Origin of the sequence: Eubacterium sp. BL-380-WT-2B, from assembly GCF_009696115.1 — a bacterium.
GTDB lineage: Bacteria > Bacillota > Clostridia > Eubacteriales > Eubacteriaceae > Eubacterium > Eubacterium callanderi.
Window position 1 is genome coordinate 94,760 of the sequence record NZ_VUMP01000006.1, and the last position, 19,285, is coordinate 114,044.

Genomic DNA, 19,285 nt, shown 5'->3' on the forward strand with positions numbered 1-19,285 from the left:
GTCTCCAGCCATCTGTAAAAGGCCAGAAGCTCAGTCAGGTAATTCATGATTCACTCCAAAGGGGCCGGGGACACATCCAGCGCACACCGTTTCCACACAGGGCCAGGGGAACCACGGTTTTACTCCCCGGATCGAGGGCAGTATCACCCCAGTGATATACCCCTTGAAAAATGGCGCAGCGTGCAGCCGGCCGCCGAGGATCAGCGCGTCCAGTCCCCTTTCATTGACGACCAGCATTTTCTGGCGGTGATTATTGGCGTCGCGGATTTCCCGCTTTGTCACATCCTCACTGCGCACATGGGTGCGCAGCGCCCCGCAGTGGCTCTTATACCCCAGGGCCCTGCAGACATCCTTTACCACAAACCACTCTTTCCGCCCGTCCCCGGTCCTCAGCATCTGCTTTTTGAGTGCGATGAGCCGGTCCATGGCTTTGCTGACAAGTTCGCAGTCCATATCATACATGATGCGTTTCTGAATCTCACGGATCTCCCTCTCGATGGCTTTGTTGTGAGCCCGCACATCCACTGTTTCCACCAGGATGCGGATACTCCCAAACAAGAGGCTTTCAAAACAGTTTATCTTTAAGGTTATATGCTTATTCATGGGCTTCTCCTTTTTCAATCAATACAAAATATGTGTCCGACCATGGGCCGCGCAGGCGGTACACCCAGCGCTTCATGTCGATGGAATCACTGAGGAAGGCCTGATCTGTGGCTGCCCTCAGCAGTGGGCTTTGAAAGGCTTCGATATCCTTATCCGAAAGCGGCGTCTCCCCTTCAGATTCAATCTCACCCTGGGCGCACAGATGGGTGCTGCCATCCGGAAAGATGCATTCTTTCAGCGGTCTGCCGTCACACATCGCTTCAAAAATATGCAGCGGATGTGCGCTGTTGCCCAGCTTTACCCTGCAAATCTGCCCAAGGCTTCCGGCCAAGGTCTCTCTACATAATTCCTCGGGTGTTTCGCGGATCGGATAACCTTTGTTCTCTTGGAAAAATGGATTGTCACAGTGGTAAACCAGGGGTATCTCCTCGGTTAAATCCGCCATGCTCGAGACGCCCAGATCCTTTAAATAATCCGGCACCGGGTAATGGCGTAAATCCTTCCGCGCTTTTACGCGCTCCATTCCATTCATGTCCGCAGGCTTCTTAAGATTTTTGGTCTGATTCATTTCAGTCCTCCTGATTTGCAATTCACCGCCGTTTACCGGGTGTTAATGCCATTCTAAAGCATTAGAACCGCACAAATCAAAGTTCCTTCAGCGCGAAAATCCCCTCAAAAAAACAAAAAAGCCCCATAAATTGAGACTTTTTTGCTTCAAAATGATATAAAACGGTTGTTTTTCTCCGATTCAGCCCAAAAGTTTGATCTGAAGGGTTTCTTTTTTATTTTTGAAACCTTAAAAACCATAGGCTGCATAAAACAGGTCATGGCACACCCCAAGCAAAGCACAGCTGCGGCAGGCAGGGTTATTCGCCAGGCTAAAGCTGTGCCCGTTTTTAAGCAGCTCTTTTATAAATAATGCCCGGCAAAGCCGTGTCAGCTCCAGAATTTTATCCTTGATCAGAGTTGACGAGCAGCAGTAAGCAACAGCCAATCCACTTAATGATACCAGCATTTTTTCCTCGCTCAAATGGATAAAAAAATGACGGCAGAGAAAACTGATTCCTCTGCCGCCATCAGGAAGTTTTGTCACAACTGGTAAAAGCTGAAGCTCCTCACCCAAAATGATGGGAAAGTGCCGCCTGTAACCAAATCGTTTTCGATTGTTTCTTCGACACTGCTTCATGTCCTTGTCAAAATACCGTCCGATAGCGTCCACCACAAAATGCGGTGACCGCGGCCACAAAAGCACTGTCTCATCCGCGAATACAATGGCTGTCATGGGCTGGGCCGGCGTTCCCCGGTTGATAAACGCCACCGGCGCCCCGCGCTTCAAATCCGAAAAAAGCTCCGCCACCTTGTCCCGCGTCAGCCGCGGATATTCTCCCTCATAGGCCTTGACAGCGTCATCGTAGTTGATGAAATGGTACTGCGTGTTTGCTTCCATTTGCATTTCCTTTCTGCGATTACCTCCGTAATCGTTTTACATTTATTTTAAAATGATGGGATGAGTGATCCCATATTTTAAGCAGGTGGTATAGGGATTTAAAAACCGATATGCCGGGAGTTAATTTGGCGGCATATCGGTTCTCTTTGGGGCTAGGGATAGCAGCTTATAAGCTCTCCCTGAATATTTATTTTTAATCTCTTCTCATTTCCCATACGCATCCATCGCCTCATTCACCAGCGCGTCGGCACGGTTATTGAGTTCGTTATCGGCGTGGCCCTTGACCTTGGCGAAGCGGGCGTCGTGGTAGTTGACCAGCTCGTCCAGCTCCATCCAGAGCTCCTTGTTTTTCAAGGGGCCGGCCTTGCCGCGGCTCCAGTTTTTGGCCTTCCAGCCGGTCACCCAGTTCTGGTTGTAGGCATTGACCACATAGGCGGAATCGCTGTGGATCACGACCTCGCAGGGCTCTTTGAGCATCTTGAGGCCTGTGATGACTGCCAGCAGCTCCATCTGGTTGTTGGTGGTATTGGGATAGGCTTTCTTGTATTCCTTGCGGATATTTTTTTCCGGATAGATGAGGATACCGCCAATGGCGCCGATGTTGTCACCGGCCTGGCCATTGCCGCGGCATCCGCCATCTGTATACAGCTCGACATACTTCATGTTTATTTCACAACCAGGTTAAAGATTTTACCTGGCACAAAGATTTCCTTCACGATATTTTTGCCTTCCACATAGCTGCGGATATTTTCATGCTCGAGAGCGATGGCCTTGGCGGCTTCCTTATCCGCGTCGGCGGGCAGGCTGATCTTACCGCGCACCTTACCGTTGATCTGGACAGCCATTTCGATGACATCGTCCACGGTTTTGGCTTCGTCATAAACAGGCCATGGGCTATCGTGCAGGCAGCCTTCCAGTCCGGCGATTTCCCAGAGCTCTTCGGTGATATGCGGCGCTACCGGGTACAGCAGCTGCAGATAGGTTTTAAATTCATCCTTTGTCACCTTGCCCACGCTGTTAAACTCATTGAGCAGGGTCATCAGGGCAGCGATGGCGGTGTTGAATTTCATTTCTTCATAATCGCTGTTGACTTTTTTGATGGTTTTATGCATCATGCTTTCCAGCTCCTGGCTGTAGCCTGTTTCGTCTGTCACAATTTCCTGAAGCTTCCAGACACGGTCCAGGTAACGCTTGGCGCCCTTGGTGCCATTTTCGGACCACGGCGCGGGTTTTTCATAGTCGCCGATGAACATGACATAGGTTCTCAGGGTATCTGCGCCGTACTCATCAATGATATCGTTAGGATTGACCACGTTGCCCTTGGACTTGGACATTTTTTCGCCGTCTGAGCCAAGAATCAGGCCCTGCATGGTCCGTTTTTTATAAGGCTCTGCGGTGGGCACCACGCCGATGTCATACAGGAATTTATGCCAGAAGCGGGAGTAGAGCAGATGTCGTGTGACGTGTTCCATACCGCCGTTATACCAGTCGACAGGCATCCAGTATTTCATTTTGTCATAGTCGGCCAGTGCCTGGTCATTTTTGTTGTCAAAATAGCGCAGGAAGTACCAGCTGGAGCCCGCCCACTGCGGCATGGTGTCTGTTTCGCGCTTGGCTGGGCCGCCGCAGTGCGGACAGGTGGTATTGACCCATTCAGGGATGCCGGCCAGCGGAGACTCGCCGGTGTCGGTCGGTTCGTAGCTCTTGACCTTTGGCAGCTCTAATGGCAGCTGGTCTTCCGGTACAGGCACCATGCCGCATTTCGGGCAGTGAACGATCGGAATCGGCTCACCCCAGTAGCGCTGGCGGTTGAAGGCCCAATCCTTCATTTTATAGTTGATGGTCTTTTTGCCAAGACCTTTTTCTTCCAGATATTCGATGGTTTTGGCGATGGCTTCCTTGACTTCCATTCCGTTTAAGAAGCCGGAGTTCACCATCTCGCCGCTGGCTGTATCGGTATAGGCCTCTACACTCACATCGCCGCCCTTGATGACTTCAATGATGGGCAGATCAAATTTCTTCGCGAATTCCCAGTCACGGGTATCATGTCCCGGAACCGCCATAATGGCGCCGGTGCCGTAGCCCATCATAACATAGTCCGCGATAAAAATGGGGACTTCTTCCCCGCTTAACGGGTTGATGCCGCGGATGCCCTCGATCATGACGCCGGTCTTTTCCTTGGCCAGCTGGACACGCTCAAATTCTGTCTTGCGCTTGGCGGCTTCCTGATAATCCACAATGGCATCCATGTTGGTGATACGGTCTTTCATTTCCTCGATCAGCGGGTGTTCGGGCGCGATGACCATAAAGGTCACGCCGAAAAGGGTGTCGGGGCGGGTGGTAAAAACGCGGAGCTTCTGGTCTGCGCCCGCGATGTCAAAATCGACCTCGGCACCGATGGATTTACCGATCCAGTTTTCCTGTTCCAGGCGGATACGCGGCAGATAATCCACATCGTCCAGGCCTGCCAGAAGCTTTTCGGCATACTCACGGATTTTCAGGAACCAAACGTCCTTTTCAAGCTGCACGACCTCGCTGCCGCAGATGGAGCATTTGCCCTCGCGGAAGTCTTCGTTGGCCAGAACAACCTTGCAGCCGCTGCAGAAATTGACATAGGTGCGGTCTCTGTAAACCAGACCGTGTTTAAAAAGCTGTAAGAATATCCACTGGGTCCACTTAAAATAGTTTGGATCGGTGGTGTCAATCTCGCAGTCCCAGTCAAAGGAGTACCCAATGGATTTCAGCTGCTGGGTAAATACCTTGATGTTTTCATCGGTGACTTCTCTCGGATGGCGGCCCGTCTTGATGGCGTAGTTCTCGGTTGGCAGGCCAAAGGCGTCCCAGCCAATGGGGAATAAGACGTTAAAGCCTTCCATCCGGCGTTTTCTTGAAATGATTTCAAGGGATGTGTAGGCTCTGACGTGGCCAACGTGCAGTCCGGCTCCTGAGGGATACGGGAATTCTACCAGACCATAGAACTTTTCTTTGTCCGAGTTCTGCTCGATTTTAAAGGTATCGTGGTCTTCCCAGTACTTCTGCCATTTTTTCTCAATTTTATGATGGTCGTATATCTTCATGGGTTCCTCCAAATTAATAATCAAAATACGTTTATAAGTGCACCCTTAATTATAAACAAGGCAGAAAATACTGTCAACCTAAAGCCGCCGGAAAGGGTGTAATTATTTTAAAAATCTTCATACACTCTTTATAAAAACATGGTATACTAAGACGTATAAAATTTTTGAGGTGAACCATGTATCCATTATTGCGATTTAACAAACAGCAAATTCTTGAAAATACACAGACCGTTGTAAGGGCCGCTGCCGAAAAAAACATCGGCGTTACTGGCATTACCAAGTGCACCGGGGGCAATTATGAGATTGCCGAGACCCTGCTGGCGGGCGGCGTTACTGCCCTTGGCGATTCCCGTGTCCAAAATCTCGTCACCCTTGCGGACCTCGACTGTCCAAAATGGCTGATCCGAATGCCCATGCTCTCCGAGGTTGAAGAAACCGTTCTGTACGCCACCCTTTCCCTGAACTCTGAGCTAAAAACCGTCCAGGCGCTGGATACCGCGGCGGCCAGGCATCACAGGAAGCATGAGGTGCTGGTCATGGTGGATCTGGGCGATCTGCGCGAGGGCTATTTCTCAGAGGAATCATTCTGCGCGGATATGGCAGAGATGCTGAAGCTTAAAAACATTGATATCCGGGGCATCGGCGCAAACCTGTCCTGTACCGGCGCCATCGTCCCCACTGTGGAAACCTACGAGCGCTTCGACGATTTCCAGACTCTTCTTAAAAAACGCTTTGGCCTGGACTGCGCTATCACCTCCGGCGGCGCCTCCAGCACCTATTTTATGGTGGAGGATGGCACTATTCCTTCCTGTATCAATAACCTGCGCATTGGCGAGCTGATCCTTATCGGAAACGATACCTCCAACAACATGCGCTATGAAAATCTCCATGATGACAATTTTATCCTGGATGTGGAGATTATCGAGATCAAGGATAAGCCCTCCATGCCCATCGGCAAAATCGGCTGTGACGCCTATGGCTGCACCCCGGTCTTTGAAGACCGGGGCATCCGCAAGCGGGCCATCTGCGCTCTGGGCAAGCAGGATACCACCATGGAGGATCTGACGCCTCTGGATGCCAACCTTGAAATCATCGCGTCCAGCTCAGACCACCTGATTGTGGATATTACGGAATGCAGCCGTGATTACCAGATCGGGGATATTGTGTCCTTCCGCTGTAACTACGTCAGCGCCCTTCACGCCTCGACCTCGGAATACATCTACAAATCTGCTTTTTAAAAAGATTCATTTGAAAATGGTCTGCCCGGCACGCAGGCCGTTTTTACTTTTTTGACCCCTTGTTTTTCCTCTGATTATGGTGTATGCTTGTGCTGTTGGGAAGCATTTATATTGTTGGAGGAAAAATGAAAAGCTTAAAAGGAAATTTGTTTATCATACTCTCGGCCTGTATCTTTGGTTTTACACCGATCATGGGAAAAATTACCTATCTTAACGGCAGCAATTCCATTATGCTGACCTTTCTGAGGACCTTTTTCTGTGTACCGGTCCTATGGATTATTTTAAAACAGCAGAAGGTGTCCTTTAAGCTTTCAAAAACGCAGCTTAAGCAGCTTTTGATCATCAGTTTTATCGGCTCTGCTGTCACCACACTGATGCTGTACCAGTCCTACAATTATATTCCCGTGGGCACTGCCACCACCCTGCACTTTGTCTATCCGGTATTCGTGGCTCTGGGTGCCATTCTGATCTTTAAGGAACATCTCACCAAGCCCAAGATCCTGGCCCTGGTCATCGCCACAGCCGGTATCAGCTTTTTTATGGGCGGTAAAATTGAGGGTGGACTGCTTGGCATCCTCTTAGCGCTGGTTTCCGGCCTGACCTACGCTTTCTACATCCTGTATCTGGATAAAAGCAGCCTCCTTGCGCTGCACCCACTCAAGCTGTCTTTTTACATCAACCTGTTTGTGGCCGGCTTTGTTTTTATCTACGGACTGTTCACAGGAACGCTGACCCTTGACATCACCCCCATGGGGTGGCTGCTCTCCTTTCTGGTGGCCATGCTCTGTGGCTTTCTGGGCATCACCCTGTTCCAGGTTGGCGTCAAGCTGTCTGGGGGTACCACAGCCGCCATTCTCAGCATGTTTGAACCCATCACCAGCGTGGTCTGCGGCATCGCCTTTCTGGGCGAGCCCATCACCGTCAAGAGTGTTTTGGGCTGCGCGCTGATCCTGACCGGCGTCACGATCCTCACCGTGTTTAAAGGGAAGGAACCAGCTGAGACGCCTGATTTAAATTTAGAGCTTGCTGCCAGTGAGGAAATGGAAAATTGAAAATTCCAGAACCCTTTTGCCGTTGACAAAAGCGATTTAAGCAGCGGCCTGCGGCCGCAGACAAATAAATTTGCATAAGTGAGTTGGCAAATTATCGAAAAAAAGCCTCTGGCAATTTGATTAAATTGCGGCGCAAGCCGTGTCTCAATCAAAAAGCCAGAGGCTTTTTGTACCTGAATTTTCCATTTTCAATCTTCAGTTTCCTAAAGGATCATGTTCGGATAGATCTTGCGCATAAAATCATCGGGATAGGTCTTATCCAGGAATTCTTCAAACGAATTGTCCGCCTTGACACCATGGTCACGCTGATCCCAGCGCTGGACAGCCAGGGCCGAAATGGCCATGTTAAAAATCATAAACACCACCAACACCCAGGTCAGCACAATCCCCACCTTGTTGGGGATTTTTTCGATCCATTTGGAGAAATACGGATAAATGTCCTTTACCCACAAAAGCCCCAGAAGCCCCCAGAACAGACCGTACAGCAGGCAGGTACGCCCGCCGATGTTGAGGGGCAGGTTGCTGTAATCCCAGGATACTGTCCCCATAAAATACTGTTGGAAGGCTGAACAGAGATACTCAAAGCCTGAGCCAATGACCATACTGAAAAGAAAGATGATCAGGTCTCTTTTATGGGCAAGAGGCCTTAAAACAATGGTCAGAACCACAGCTCCAAAGCCGTAGACTGGGTTAAAGGGGCCGTAAATCAAACCTGATCGGCTTTCGATAAGGCCGTGCTGGGTTACAAAACAAAAAATCATTTCAAGAATCGTCCCTAAAAAGCAGCCGATCATAAAAATCCAGAAGAGCTTATAAAAATTCAGCCCCGCCGCAAAAGAGCGGCCTTCCGAACCATTTTGGGCAGATACCTGTGTCTTTTTCATGGTTTCCTCCATTTTGCTTTCATTTGTATAGGATTATATCTACCCAAAGATGCTAAAGTGGTAACAAAAAAAGCGGCCTGAGGCCGCAGATAAATCAAATAAACAAGCTTCCAATCTGGTAGACCAGCATGGAGATCAGATAGGCAGTACCCGTTTGGTACAAAATGGCAAAGCCAAAAGTTTTCCAGCTTCCCAGCTCTTTTTTCATGGTCGCCAGCGCTGCCGTACAGGGCGATGCCAGGAGCACAAACAGGATGAAGCTGTAAGCCGAAAGCGGGGTAAAAATCTGTCCGAGCGCCATGGTAAAGCCGCCGTCAAAGGTACTGGTCAAGACACTCATGGTGCTGATGATCATTTCCTTGGCCGCGATACCCGACAATACCGAAACGCTGGCCACCCAGTTGCCAAAGCCCAGCGGGGCAAAAACCGGGGCGATGAATTTTCCGAAGGCCGCCAGAATGCTTTCATCGGCATTGGCCGTCATCTGGAAGTCCGTACCAAAGTTTTGGAGAAACCAAAGCACAACCGAGGCCGCAAAAATAATGGTGCCGGCACGTACAATAAACTCCTTCACACGCTGCCATACCTGGGTAACCGTGTTTTTAAGAACCGGCAGGCGGTAGGGCGGCAGCTCCAGCAGATAGCCGGAATCCTGTCCTTTAAATACCGTCTTGGACAAAATCACGCCTGACACAAAAACCACCAGCAGGCTTACAATATATAAGGAAAAGACCATGACGGACTGGGCCTTTGAGAAAAAGGCTGACGCCATAAGCACATAGATCGGCATCTTGGCGCCACAGGAGATAAAGGGAGTCAGGATAATGGTCAGCTTCCGCTCCCGTTCGTTTTCCAGCGTACGGGTTGCCATAATTCCAGGCACCGAGCACCCAAGCCCCACAACCATTGGAATAAAGGATTTTCCCGAAAGACCGAATTTCCGAAACACGCGGTCCATCATAAAGGCCACCCGCGCCATGTAGCCGCTGTCCTCCAGCACGGAGATAAAGATGAACAGCACGGTAATCTGTGGGATAAAGGTCAAAACCGCCCCCACACCGGTGATGGCGCCCTCTGTCACCAGAGCAATGAGCCACGGAGCCACGTTTAGCCCTTCCATTAAGCCCGTCACGCCGGGAATCAGCATTTCGCTGATAAAACCCTCGATAAGGCCTGTTGTTCCATCCCCCACCACGTTGATGGACACAAAATAAATGATAAACATAAAGATAAAGAAAATAGGCAGGGCCGCGTAGCGGTTCATGAGTACCTTATCCAGCCTGTCCTCAAAGGCCAGATGGGTTTTACCGATCTTTTTCGTAGCCCTAGTTACCTGATCTGTGATAAAGCGGTAGCGGTAATCCGCAATGGTGCTGTCCACATCCTGCCCGCTGATCTCTCGGATCTTTTCCCGGGCGTCATAAATATCCTGATCCAGTCCAAAGCAGTTCGCCACCTTTTTCAGAATTTCATCGTCCTTTTCAATGAGCTTGATGCTTCTGAAAATTTTGGGATAGCCGGGCAGAATATCCGGGTAAGACCGCTGCACCAGGTTGTCGAAATCAATGATGACCTTTTCGATATTATCTGGAAAAACCGGATTGAATTCCGGTGCTTTCCCGGATTTCCGGTCATCCTCCAGCTTTTCCTCGACTGCCTTGATCAATGCCTCAATACCGATTCCCTTTTGGGCGGATATCTCCATAAATGGGAACCCAAAGCCCTTTTTCAGGGATTGGAGGTCCAGCTTCAATCCCTTTTTCTCAACAATATCCATCATGTTCAGCACGCCGATGATGGGAATCTTCAATTCCATCAGCTGGGTGGTCAGATAGAGGTTCCGCTCAATGTTTGACGCATCTAAAATATTGATGATCAAATCCGGCGGTTCACTCAGCAAAAAATCCCTCGATACAATTTCATCCATCGAATAGGGCGCCAGCGAATAAATGCCGGGAAGGTCCACCAGCGTAATTTTGCTCGCGGTATCCCGCAGATCCCCTTCCTTTTTTTCAATGGTGACGCCCGGCCAGTTCCCCACATACAGATTGCTTCCAGTCAGGCTGTTAAACAGGGTGGTCTTTCCAGAGTTCGGATTTCCCACCAGTGCAACGCGATAATTCATAAAATACTCCTCGGTTTTAGGATGTCACATAAAACTAACTTGTCCTTACAAGAGAAAAACCACCTCGAAAAAGGCGGTTTTTGTGATTTAATATTTATTCAAAATCTTAAACAATTAGGCGATTAATATATTTTCAGCATCGTTTTTTCTCAGGCTTAACGCGTAGCCTCTAAGGTGAATTTCGATCGGATCTCCAAAAGGCGCTACCTTATCGACCATTACCTCGACACCAGGGGTTACGCCCATATCCATGAGCTTACGGCGCATAAGGCCTTCCACTGAAATTGTATCAACCACACCTGATTCACCAGGTCTTAAATCCTTCAATGTTGTTTTCATCTTTATCACCCACTGTCTGTTAAACTCTTTTGTTAGCTTTATTATACTTAATTAGACAGTACCTGTCAACGCATTTCGTGAAAAGATTGGTAATATTTAGCATTTTTTATGTAAAAACTTAGCTTGTGATCGGCTGCGCTTATTTAACCTCCAGTAAAAACAGCAGTGGCCGCTCTTCCTTGGGCTACCAGCTGAGTTTGCCCCACAGGTTGCCGTAGCGGTAGCATTCATGGGCACCGTCATAGCTGCCGTTCATATCAATAATGGCCAGGCAGTATTTAAAATTAAGTCGTGAAAAAAGCAAGGTTCCGCTCTTTTTAACAGAGCCGTTACCGATATAGAAGCCCGCAGCATCCAGACCGCTCAGCGCCTTTGTGGTCTTTTCCGCGGTCATGTTAACCTGTGTCAGCCCGGCAGCGGTCAGTTCATCCTTAAAGGAACTGTACTTCCTGATACGTGCTGCCTGCATCATGGTTTCATAATCGCTGCGGCTGGCATGGTCGTTTTTCTGGGTCTGCGTACAGTCACTGGCAGTGTAGTGGTTTTTATTGCGGTAGTAACAGCTGCTGCCCTTTAAGCCCTGCAGGGTTTTATTGTAGGTCTTATTCACACGATAGTTAAAAACCTTTCCGTCCGCATCCAGCTGACGGTCAGCCTTACATCCCTGGGCAGCACTGGTGTAAAGGCTGTTAATCTTTGCCTGTATGCCCGTAAGGCTGTCCATATTCTGCTTTGTCCGCTGCATACGCATATTGCACAGACCAATGTCACCGCCATTGGGCGTGCCGTCCGCATCCGTCACATTGCCGCCGTACTGGGCAATGAGCTTGTTGAGACTCTCGACATCCGCCGGGTTCAGCCCGCCCGCCTCCAATAGGGCCTGCATATCTGAAATGGCCTGGATTTTCGCTTTGGCTTCAGCTTCATTGCTGTCATAATCATACTGCATGGCGGTGAGAAGAGTACCGTATCCCTGGGCATAGTAGTTTTTGATGGCTTCGTTAAAGGACTCGCGTCCGTCCAGGGTCTGGCTGCTCCAGTCGTAATTATAGGAGGACAGGCTCTTAAAGGCAGTAAAAATATCGGTATCTTTTAAAAGCGCCCCCTCACCGGTGATGCCGCGGCCCAGATTCATCATATGATCATAGTAACGGTTATCATTATTTTGGCTGGAATACACATGGCTCATGGCTGTGCGAATCTCCTCTAAATGTCCATCAGTGGTTTGGCCCGCCATGTACTGGATCGCGGTTTTAGCCGAGGTATTACATGCGTCAAAATCATTTTTCAGATCGCCCGCCACACTGTTTAAAGCATTAAGCCTCGCGAGAATATCGCTCCGACGCTGCCCGTTAATAATTTCATCGGTGCTGTTATTCAGCTGACGGCTGACCTGGCTGATCTGATCCTGTATTTTAGCCAGCTCACTGTCTTGCGCACCAGCGTCAAGCTTGCAGATAAGATCTGTGATAATGTTGAGGAAACCAAGTCCCGCAAAGCCTGCGGTATCATTGATCTTATTGAGAACCTGTGTCGCCACCGTCACGCTCTGATTTGCGATCTGCTTGCCTATATCTGTCCCGTTGACGACAGGGCCGCCGCTCGCGCCGCCTGTGAGGTTAACCGTTTTGGGGACATACTCGTCCGGCATTGTCAGCGTGACGTCGCGGTTAAGAGCCGCGCCGTCTGTGTAGGTCAGGATGTCTGCTGGAAGAATCAGGCGCCCAGTGCGTGCCCTGGAAGTATCTGTGTTGGCCTCCTTTGTAAATTTGACTGTAAATCCGGTCTTATCTGCATCGGTGGTTACCGAAGTGACCGAAGCGCCCGCAAAGGCGCCGTCAAAGCTTACGTCACCCTGGGTCAGCCGTTTGCTGAGCTTTCCGCCATCAATATTGACAACGGCTGTGTAGGAGGGTTTGTCTGCCTGGGGATCATCGACAGTAATGCCATCTCCGGCAAGGGCCAGAAACACCGTCTCTACCGGCACGCTCACCGTCAGATCCGTCGCTGTCACATTACAGGCAGACTCCAGAGTAAGGTTTCCTGCCGATTCAGACATCACCGCATCCTCTGGAAGCTTTAGCATAAAGTCTGCCTGGGCCGGCGTTTTGGGGTCAACGCTCAGCGATACCACTGTCGCGGTGTCAAAGGCGCCGCCCAGGTGCAGATTGTTAAGCTGGTTTTTGCTTCCGGCCAAAGTCTGATAGTACCAGTCTGTATCCTTTATGCCGGTGACCGTCAGTGTTCCGCTGATATAACGGGCGTCGGCATGGACACTTTTTTGGGTTTTGGCGCTTTCCAGTCCGTCCTGGGTTACGGCCTCTTTTAAATTGGTTACGACAAGGTCAGCAACCCCATCAATCGTGTCTGCTGCCTGTAGCTGTATTGGCTGATTCTCGGCTCCCGATGGCTTTGTCAGGTCAACCGCCTCACCAGCGAGTGCCACTGGACTGCTACCCAGTACCAGAGTTAAGATGAGCAGAAAAGCCATACATCTCTTAAGTCGAAGTGTTCTTTTCATGGTAGGACCTCCTCTTTAAAACGTTTAATTAATTCTTATTATATAAAATATACCAAAAAAATCAATGGCCTGTGCACCAATAGGCGGTTAAACACCATCAATGGTAGCACAGGCTATCAAACCCGCTGCCTGAACTTACCGGGATGCCGGATTTTCCTTCACCGTAATCCCTAGCTGGGAAAGCCTGTCCATAATGTGTGTTTTAGTCTCCCGATAGTGCTGCTTGGGAATTGGAATATCAATTCCATCACACAGAAAAACAGAGCTGTATGCCAGGTGGTCCACATAGTTCAGGTTAATGATAAAGCTGCGGTGGACCCTTAAAAACGCATCCGGAAGCCGTTCTGCCAGGGCAGTGATCGATTCATCGACCTGAATTCGGTCGCTCACGCGGCAGATCATGCAGTGGTGCTTAAAGGCCTCGATGAAAAGAATACTGTGGGTTTCCAGAATATATGGCCGCTTACGGATATGCACCTCAAGCTTTTGGGAATCCCGCTGTTTTGCATCAATTTGTTTTTGCATGTAGCGGTAAGTTTCCCGGCCACAGGCATAGGGGAACACCTCCCCTTCCTGAAGCACATCCCATTCGTTGGAAACATGCAGGTGTACCACACGCCAGCCCCCGGACTGCTTTTGATAGACGAAGGTAAGCCGCTGGTTTTGCTTAAGGACATAGCCTGTCTTCGGGTCTGTATAGGCATTCAGGCGGCCGGTCACAATGACGGTATCCGTTGTTCTGTAGGTAACCTCACAGTCCACCCCTTCTGAACAGATGGGCACATCCTGTTCACGCTCAAGTATCGCACGCATTGCTTTTTTCCCATGGATATACTGGTTCTGCAGGGCCCCGATCCACAGCACATGCTCATCCATATGCCGCATCACAAACTCCAGATCCCGCTTACCATGCGCTTTCATAATTCTCTCAGTCAGCACGATGAGGTCATCGGGCTGACTGCTCTGCGTTTTATCCTGTTTGGTATTCTTTTTTTCTCCCATACACATCGCCTCCTTTCGGCGTATAATATCAAAAAAGCGCAGGGGCTCTGAACGGCTGCTCAGAGACCACATGCGCTTATTTTATTGTCTGTTTCAGGCGTAGGGCATCTCGATACTGATGTCACGACCTGTCATAGGTTTTATTCAAAATCTTAGCCAGGTACTGCCCTGTATAGGATTCCTTCACTTTGGCGACTTCCTCCGGGGTCCCTGTGCATACAATCGTTCCGCCGCCGTCGCCGCCCTCTGGCCCCAGGTCGATAATATGGTCGGCGACCTTTATCATGTCCAGCTGATGCTCGATCACCACCACTGTACTGCCGGTATCGGCCAGGCGCTGCAGTACGTCGATCAGCCTTGCGACATCCGCCATATGAAGCCCCGTGGTCGGTTCGTCCAGAATATAAAGGGTGCGGCCCGTGTTGCGCTTTGAGAGCTCTGTGGCAAGCTTGCTGCGCTGCGCTTCCCCGCCGGAAAGCTGTGTAGACGGCTGTCCCAGCTTCACATAGCCAAGCCCCACGTCATAGAGGGTCTGCATTTTATTGCGGATATTGGGCAGATGCTCGAAAAATTTCAGGGATTCCTCAACCGTCATATCCAGCACATCCGCGATGTTTTTCCCTTTATACTTAACCTCCAGCGTCTCGCGGTTATACCGCTGTCCGTGGCACACCTCACAGGGTACATAGACATCAGGCAGAAAATGCATCTCGATTTTGAGTATTCCGTCACCGCTGCATTTTTCACAGCGGCCGCCCTTGACATTAAAGCTGAAGCGTCCCTTTTTATAGCCCCTGGCCTTGGCCTCAGGTGTCTTGGCAAAAAGGTCACGGATCATGTCAAACACACCGGTATAGGTCGCTGGATTGGATCTTGGGGTACGCCCGATGGGGGACTGGTCAATGGCGATGACCTTATCAATCTCATCCAATCCCTCGATGCTTTTGTATTTTCCGGGCTTCTTAAAGCTGCGGTACAGCTTCTGGGAAGCGCCCTTATACAAAATTTCATTGACCAGGGTGCTCTTTCCTGAGCCGGAAACACCGGTGACACAGATAAATTTGCCCAGCGGGAAGGAAACGTCAATGTTCTTCAGATTGTTCTGAGACGCGCCCTTAATGGTGATGGCCGTGCCTTTACCGTCCCGGCGCTCCTTTGGCACCTCAATCTGCTTTTTGCCGCTCAGATACTGGCCGGTAATCGACTCAGGCACCTTCTTGATATCCTCAACGGTTCCCTCGGCAATGATCTCGCCGCCGTGAACGCCCGCTCCGGGGCCAATATCCACAATCCAGTCGGCTTCCTCCATGGTCTCATCATCATGCTCCACCACCACCAGGGTATTGCCGAGATCGGTGAGGCGGCGCAGGGTTTTCAGCAGCTTCTGGTTATCCCGCTGATGCAGCCCGATGCTGGGTTCGTCCAGTACATAGAGCACCCCCACAAGTCCGGAACCGATCTGGGTGGCCAGGCGGATACGCTGGGATTCGCCGCCGGAAAGGGTGCCCGCGGCACGGGAAAGGGTCAGGTATTCCAGACCAACGTCCTGGAGGAATTTCAGGCGCGCGTTGATCTCAATAAAAATCTGCTCGCCAATCATCTGTTCTGTCTCTGTGAGCTCCATCTTTGAAAAGAAGCCCAAAAGCTCTTTGACCGACATATCCGTAAGGTCAATAATATTTTTATCCTGTACCGTTACCGCAAGGCTTGTGGGGTTCAGGCGCTTCCCTTTACACTTTGGACAGGGGATCTCAGACATATATTTATCGATAAGGCTGCGCATACCCTCGGAGTGGGTTTCCTGATAACGGCGCTCCATATTGTTGACAAGGCCTTCAAAGGTCGTGGTATAGGTGCCCGAAAACTTGCCCTCATACTCGATTTCCAGAATTTCATCCGAGCCGTACAAAAGCTCCTGAAGAAAAGCGTCCGGAGCTTCTGTCAAGGGCTGGTCCAGGGTAAAATTGTATTTTTTCGCAATGGCGCGTATGAGATTGACCATGATCTTGGAGTCATTTTTCAGCCCGAAAAACTTGATGGCCCCCTGTTCAATGGACAGGCTTTTGTCTGGAATCAGCAAGTCCGGGTCAATTTCCTTGTGGAAACCGAGTCCGTGGCACTCGGAACACATCCCAAAGGGGTTGTTGAAGGAAAAGGTCCGGGGCTCCAGCGTATCCATGGCAATGCCGCAGTCTGGACAGGACAGCTTTTCGCTGAAAAGCTGCTGTTCGCCGCCGATCACATCACAGATCACCAGGCCGTTTGCCAGATGCAGGGCTGTCTCGATGGAGTCGGTCAGGCGTTTGGTCATGTTTTCCTTGCTCTTAAGGCGGTCAACCACCACCTCAATGCTGTGCTTTTTATTTTTTTCCAGCTCGATGTCTTCACTGGTTTCTCTGGACTCGCCGTCTACGATCAGACGGACATAGCCCTCCTTTTTCAAATGGTCCAGCAGCTTTTTATGCTGCCCCTTCTCACCGCGCACCACCGGCGCCAGAATCTGAAACCGGGTGCCGGGCTCCAGAGCCTGAACGGTGTCCACAATCTGGTCCACACTCTGCGACTCAATAACCTTGCCGCATTTTGGGCAGTGGGGAATGCCAATACGGGCATAAAGCAGACGGAAATAGTCATATATTTCCGTCACTGTCCCAACAGTCGAACGGGGGTTCCGGTTGGTGGTTTTCTGGTCAATGGAAATGGCCGGTGACAGGCCGTCAATGCTCTCCACATTGGGCTTCTGTGTCTGGCCTAAAAACTGCCTCGCGTAAGCAGAAAGGGACTCGACGTAGCGTCTCTGCCCTTCGGCGTAAATGGTATCAAAAGCCAGCGAGGATTTTCCCGATCCGCTGAGACCGGTCAGCACCACCAGCTGGTCTCTCGGTATCTTCACATTAATATTTTTAAGGTTGTGCTCCTTGGCACCCTTGACGTCTATGTATTTCATTTATTTCCTTTCAGTTCTTTAATCCGGTCACGCAGCGCGGCGGCCTTTTCAAACTCAAGATTTTCCGCAGCGGTCAGCATTTCTGCTTCGAGGTTCATGATTTCAGCTTCCACATCCATCACCTCGTCTTCCACCACATAGGAAGCCTGATCCTCAGCGACCTTTGTCACCTCGAGGGAATCGTGGATTTCTTTGTGGACAGACTGCGGAATAATACCGTGGGCCTCGTTGAATTCACTCTGGATTTTCCGCCGGCGGTTGGTTTCGGTGATGGCATAATCCATGGACCTGGTAATTCTGTCCGCGTACATAAGCACCTTGCCCTCCACATTTCTGGCCGCGCGGCCGATGGTCTGGATGAGTGAGGTTTCTGATCGCAGATAGCCTTCCTTGTCCGCATCCAAGATCGCGACCAGTCCAACCTCTGGCAAATCCAGCCCTTCTCTTAAAAGGTTAATACCGACCAAAACGTCAAACTCGCCCATGCGCAGCTCCTTGAGGATTTTTGTCCGCTCGATGGTGTCAATGTCGGAGTGCAGGTAGTTGACCCGAATGCCGTTTTCCTTGAAATACTGGGTCAGATCCTCCGCCATTTTTTTGGTGAGTGTGGTCACCAGCACCCGGTTTCCCTTGGATACCGTCTCATTGATCTCACTCATCAAATCGTCGATCTGTCCCTTGATGGGCCGCACAAAGATTTCAGGGTCGATGAGGCCGGTGGGGCGGATGATCTGTTCGACGGTCTGTTCGCTGTGTTCTTTTTCATACTTGCTCGGTGTGGCCGAGGTAAAAACAATCTGATTGATTTTCCCTTCAAACTCCTCAAAGTTGAGCGGGCGGTTATCATAGGCAGACGGGAGCCTGAAGCCATAATCCACCAGATTTTGTTTTCTGGCCCTGTCGCCTGAGGACATGCCGCCAATCTGCGGAATGGACACATGGGACTCATCCGCGAAGATTAAAAAGTCCTTTGGGAAATAGTCGATCAGCGTATAGGGCGGCGCTCCTGGAGGCGAGCCGTTAATGTAGCGTGTATAGTTCTCGATGCCGTTGCAGTAGCCCATCTCCTTGAGCATTTCCAGGTCATAGTTGGTCCGCTGCAGAATGCGCTGCGCCTCCACCAGCTGATTATGCTCGGTAAAATAATCATACCGGTCTGCCAACTCGTCACGGATACCTTTGATGGCCACATCCAGCTTTTCGGGCGTGGTGGTATAGTGTGAGGCTGGAAAAATGGAAACATGGCTGAGCTCACCGGTGATCTCGCCTGTAATGGTGTCGATCTCGGTAATCCGGTCGATTTCATCGCCGAAAAACTCCAGCCGAACGGCCTTCCCTGAGGATGCCGCCGGATAAATCTCCAGAATATCGCCCCTTACCCTGAAATTATTACGCTCGAAGGCAATATCGTTGCGGGTATACTGGATATCCACCAGCTTCCGGATAACCGCGTCGCGGTCCTTTTCCATGCCCGGACGCAGAGAAAGTACCAGATTTTCGTAGTCAATAGGACTCCCAAGTCCGTAGATACACGATACACTGGCCACCACAATTACGTCCCGGCGTTCAAAAAGCGCCGCTGTGGCCGAGTGGCGCATTTTATCAATCTCATCATTGATGGAGGAGTCCTTTTCAATATAAAGGTCGGAATGCGGCACGTAGGCCTCCGGCTGGTAATAATCATAATAAGATACAAAATATTCCACTGCATTTTCCGGAAAAAAGCTCCGGAACTCGTTGGCGAGCTGGGCCGCCAGCGTTTTATTGTGGGCGATGATCAGCGTCGGCTTCTGGACAGCTTCGATCACCTTGGCCATGGTATAGGTTTTACCAGAACCGGTGACGCCCAAAAGGGTCTGAAATTTCAACCCTTTATCAATGCCGTCGGCCAGTTCCCGGATGGCCTTTTCCTGGTCGCCCTTTGGTTCATAGTCGGATACTACTTTAAATGGTTTCATTCAATCACCTTTGTAACCCTTCAATCCAAGAAACATGTGTTCTCTTATTGTACCACTTCTGTCGGTTTTGTCAATGGGAATCAGTTCAATAT

The 19,285-nt window shown here is 50.3% G+C and carries 14 protein-coding genes; 2 read left to right on the forward strand and 12 right to left on the reverse strand.

What is annotated here, in order from left to right; all coding sequences use genetic code 11:
* Positions 1 to 30 precede the first annotated feature (30 nt).
* The 5 genes from FYJ53_RS12930 to leuS form a co-directional block, all read right to left on the reverse strand.
* The gene (locus tag FYJ53_RS12930; RefSeq protein WP_013381329.1) at positions 31 to 603 is read right to left on the reverse strand and encodes a BRO family protein; all 573 of its coding nucleotides are present in this window, start codon (positions 601 to 603) and stop codon (positions 31 to 33) included.
* The gene (locus FYJ53_RS12935) at positions 596 to 1,171 is read right to left on the reverse strand and encodes a hypothetical protein (protein WP_013381330.1); all 576 of its coding nucleotides are present in this window, start codon (positions 1,169 to 1,171) and stop codon (positions 596 to 598) included. Before FYJ53_RS12935 ends, FYJ53_RS12930 begins: the two co-directional genes overlap by 8 nt.
* Positions 1,172 to 1,399: 228 nt before the next feature.
* Positions 1,400 to 2,050, reverse strand: a complete 651-nt coding sequence (locus FYJ53_RS12940) for a hypothetical protein (protein WP_013381332.1) — start codon at positions 2,048 to 2,050, stop codon at positions 1,400 to 1,402.
* A 204-nt stretch (positions 2,051 to 2,254) separates the two neighbouring features.
* A complete protein-coding gene (locus tag FYJ53_RS12945) occupies positions 2,255 to 2,713 on the reverse strand; it encodes a ribonuclease H (RefSeq protein WP_013381333.1) in 459 nt (152 codons plus the stop codon).
* 2 nt (positions 2,714 to 2,715) lie between these two features.
* Positions 2,716 to 5,127 carry a leucine--tRNA ligase gene (gene leuS, locus FYJ53_RS12950; RefSeq protein ID WP_013381334.1) on the reverse strand — a complete coding sequence of 804 codons (2,412 nt, stop codon included), beginning with the start codon at positions 5,125 to 5,127 and terminating at the stop codon, positions 2,716 to 2,718.
* A 176-nt stretch (positions 5,128 to 5,303) separates the two neighbouring features.
* On the opposite strand from leuS, the gene FYJ53_RS12955 reads away from it, so the two are divergent.
* Both FYJ53_RS12955 and FYJ53_RS12960 read left to right on the forward strand, forming a co-directional pair.
* Positions 5,304 to 6,365 carry an alanine/ornithine racemase family PLP-dependent enzyme gene (locus FYJ53_RS12955; RefSeq protein ID WP_013381335.1) on the forward strand — a complete coding sequence of 354 codons (1,062 nt, stop codon included), beginning with the start codon at positions 5,304 to 5,306 and terminating at the stop codon, positions 6,363 to 6,365.
* 125 nt (positions 6,366 to 6,490) lie between these two features.
* The gene (locus FYJ53_RS12960) at positions 6,491 to 7,417 is read left to right on the forward strand and encodes a DMT family transporter (protein ID WP_013381336.1); all 927 of its coding nucleotides are present in this window, start codon (positions 6,491 to 6,493) and stop codon (positions 7,415 to 7,417) included.
* Positions 7,418 to 7,620: 203 nt separating this feature from the next.
* On the opposite strand, the gene FYJ53_RS12965 is transcribed toward FYJ53_RS12960, so the two are convergent.
* From FYJ53_RS12965 to uvrB, 7 genes are all read right to left on the reverse strand, one after another.
* Positions 7,621 to 8,301: a putative ABC transporter permease gene (locus FYJ53_RS12965; RefSeq protein WP_041689900.1), complete on the reverse strand. Its 681-nt coding sequence runs from the start codon at positions 8,299 to 8,301 to the stop codon at positions 7,621 to 7,623.
* Positions 8,302 to 8,395: 94 nt separating this feature from the next.
* Positions 8,396 to 10,426 carry a ferrous iron transport protein B gene (gene feoB, locus FYJ53_RS12970; RefSeq protein ID WP_013381338.1) on the reverse strand — a complete coding sequence of 677 codons (2,031 nt, stop codon included), beginning with the start codon at positions 10,424 to 10,426 and terminating at the stop codon, positions 8,396 to 8,398.
* 114 nt (positions 10,427 to 10,540) lie between these two features.
* Positions 10,541 to 10,765, reverse strand: a complete 225-nt coding sequence (locus FYJ53_RS12975) for a FeoA family protein (RefSeq protein ID WP_013381339.1) — start codon at positions 10,763 to 10,765, stop codon at positions 10,541 to 10,543.
* 184 nt (positions 10,766 to 10,949) lie between these two features.
* Positions 10,950 to 13,286 carry a hypothetical protein gene (locus FYJ53_RS12980; protein WP_148428608.1) on the reverse strand — a complete coding sequence of 779 codons (2,337 nt, stop codon included), beginning with the start codon at positions 13,284 to 13,286 and terminating at the stop codon, positions 10,950 to 10,952.
* Positions 13,287 to 13,421: 135 nt separating this feature from the next.
* Complete coding sequence (locus FYJ53_RS12985) at positions 13,422 to 14,288, reverse strand: LytTR family transcriptional regulator (RefSeq protein WP_187367929.1); 867 nt, start codon at positions 14,286 to 14,288, stop codon at positions 13,422 to 13,424.
* Positions 14,289 to 14,409: 121 nt separating this feature from the next.
* Positions 14,410 to 17,235, reverse strand: coding sequence for an excinuclease ABC subunit UvrA (uvrA, locus tag FYJ53_RS12990; protein WP_154557368.1), 2,826 nt, complete (start codon positions 17,233 to 17,235; stop codon positions 14,410 to 14,412).
* Positions 17,232 to 19,193 carry an excinuclease ABC subunit UvrB gene (gene uvrB, locus FYJ53_RS12995; RefSeq protein WP_148428614.1) on the reverse strand — a complete coding sequence of 654 codons (1,962 nt, stop codon included), beginning with the start codon at positions 19,191 to 19,193 and terminating at the stop codon, positions 17,232 to 17,234. The genes uvrA and uvrB overlap by 4 nt, the downstream gene beginning before the upstream one ends.
* Positions 19,194 to 19,285 lie beyond the last annotated feature (92 nt).

Coding starts and splice junctions, on each gene's coding strand:
- FYJ53_RS12980 (WP_148428608.1), bottom strand. CDS start 13,286: ATGAAAAGAACACTTCGACTTAAGAGATGTATGGCTTTTCTGCTCATC.
- FYJ53_RS12935 (WP_013381330.1), bottom strand. CDS start 1,171: ATGAATCAGACCAAAAATCTTAAGAAGCCTGCGGACATGAATGGAATG.
- FYJ53_RS12985 (WP_187367929.1), bottom strand. CDS start 14,288: ATGGGAGAAAAAAAGAATACCAAACAGGATAAAACGCAGAGCAGTCAG.
- FYJ53_RS12930 (WP_013381329.1), bottom strand. CDS start 603: ATGAATAAGCATATAACCTTAAAGATAAACTGTTTTGAAAGCCTCTTG.
- FYJ53_RS12955 (WP_013381335.1), top strand. CDS start 5,304: ATGTATCCATTATTGCGATTTAACAAACAGCAAATTCTTGAAAATACA.
- leuS (WP_013381334.1), bottom strand. CDS start 5,127: ATGAAGATATACGACCATCATAAAATTGAGAAAAAATGGCAGAAGTAC.
- uvrA (WP_154557368.1), bottom strand. CDS start 17,235: ATGAAATACATAGACGTCAAGGGTGCCAAGGAGCACAACCTTAAAAAT.
- FYJ53_RS12945 (WP_013381333.1), bottom strand. CDS start 2,713: ATGAAGTATGTCGAGCTGTATACAGATGGCGGATGCCGCGGCAATGGC.
- FYJ53_RS12965 (WP_041689900.1), bottom strand. CDS start 8,301: ATGAAAAAGACACAGGTATCTGCCCAAAATGGTTCGGAAGGCCGCTCT.
- feoB (WP_013381338.1), bottom strand. CDS start 10,426: ATGAATTATCGCGTTGCACTGGTGGGAAATCCGAACTCTGGAAAGACC.
- FYJ53_RS12960 (WP_013381336.1), top strand. CDS start 6,491: ATGAAAAGCTTAAAAGGAAATTTGTTTATCATACTCTCGGCCTGTATC.
- uvrB (WP_148428614.1), bottom strand. CDS start 19,193: ATGAAACCATTTAAAGTAGTATCCGACTATGAACCAAAGGGCGACCAG.
- FYJ53_RS12940 (WP_013381332.1), bottom strand. CDS start 2,050: ATGGAAGCAAACACGCAGTACCATTTCATCAACTACGATGACGCTGTC.
- FYJ53_RS12975 (WP_013381339.1), bottom strand. CDS start 10,765: ATGAAAACAACATTGAAGGATTTAAGACCTGGTGAATCAGGTGTGGTT.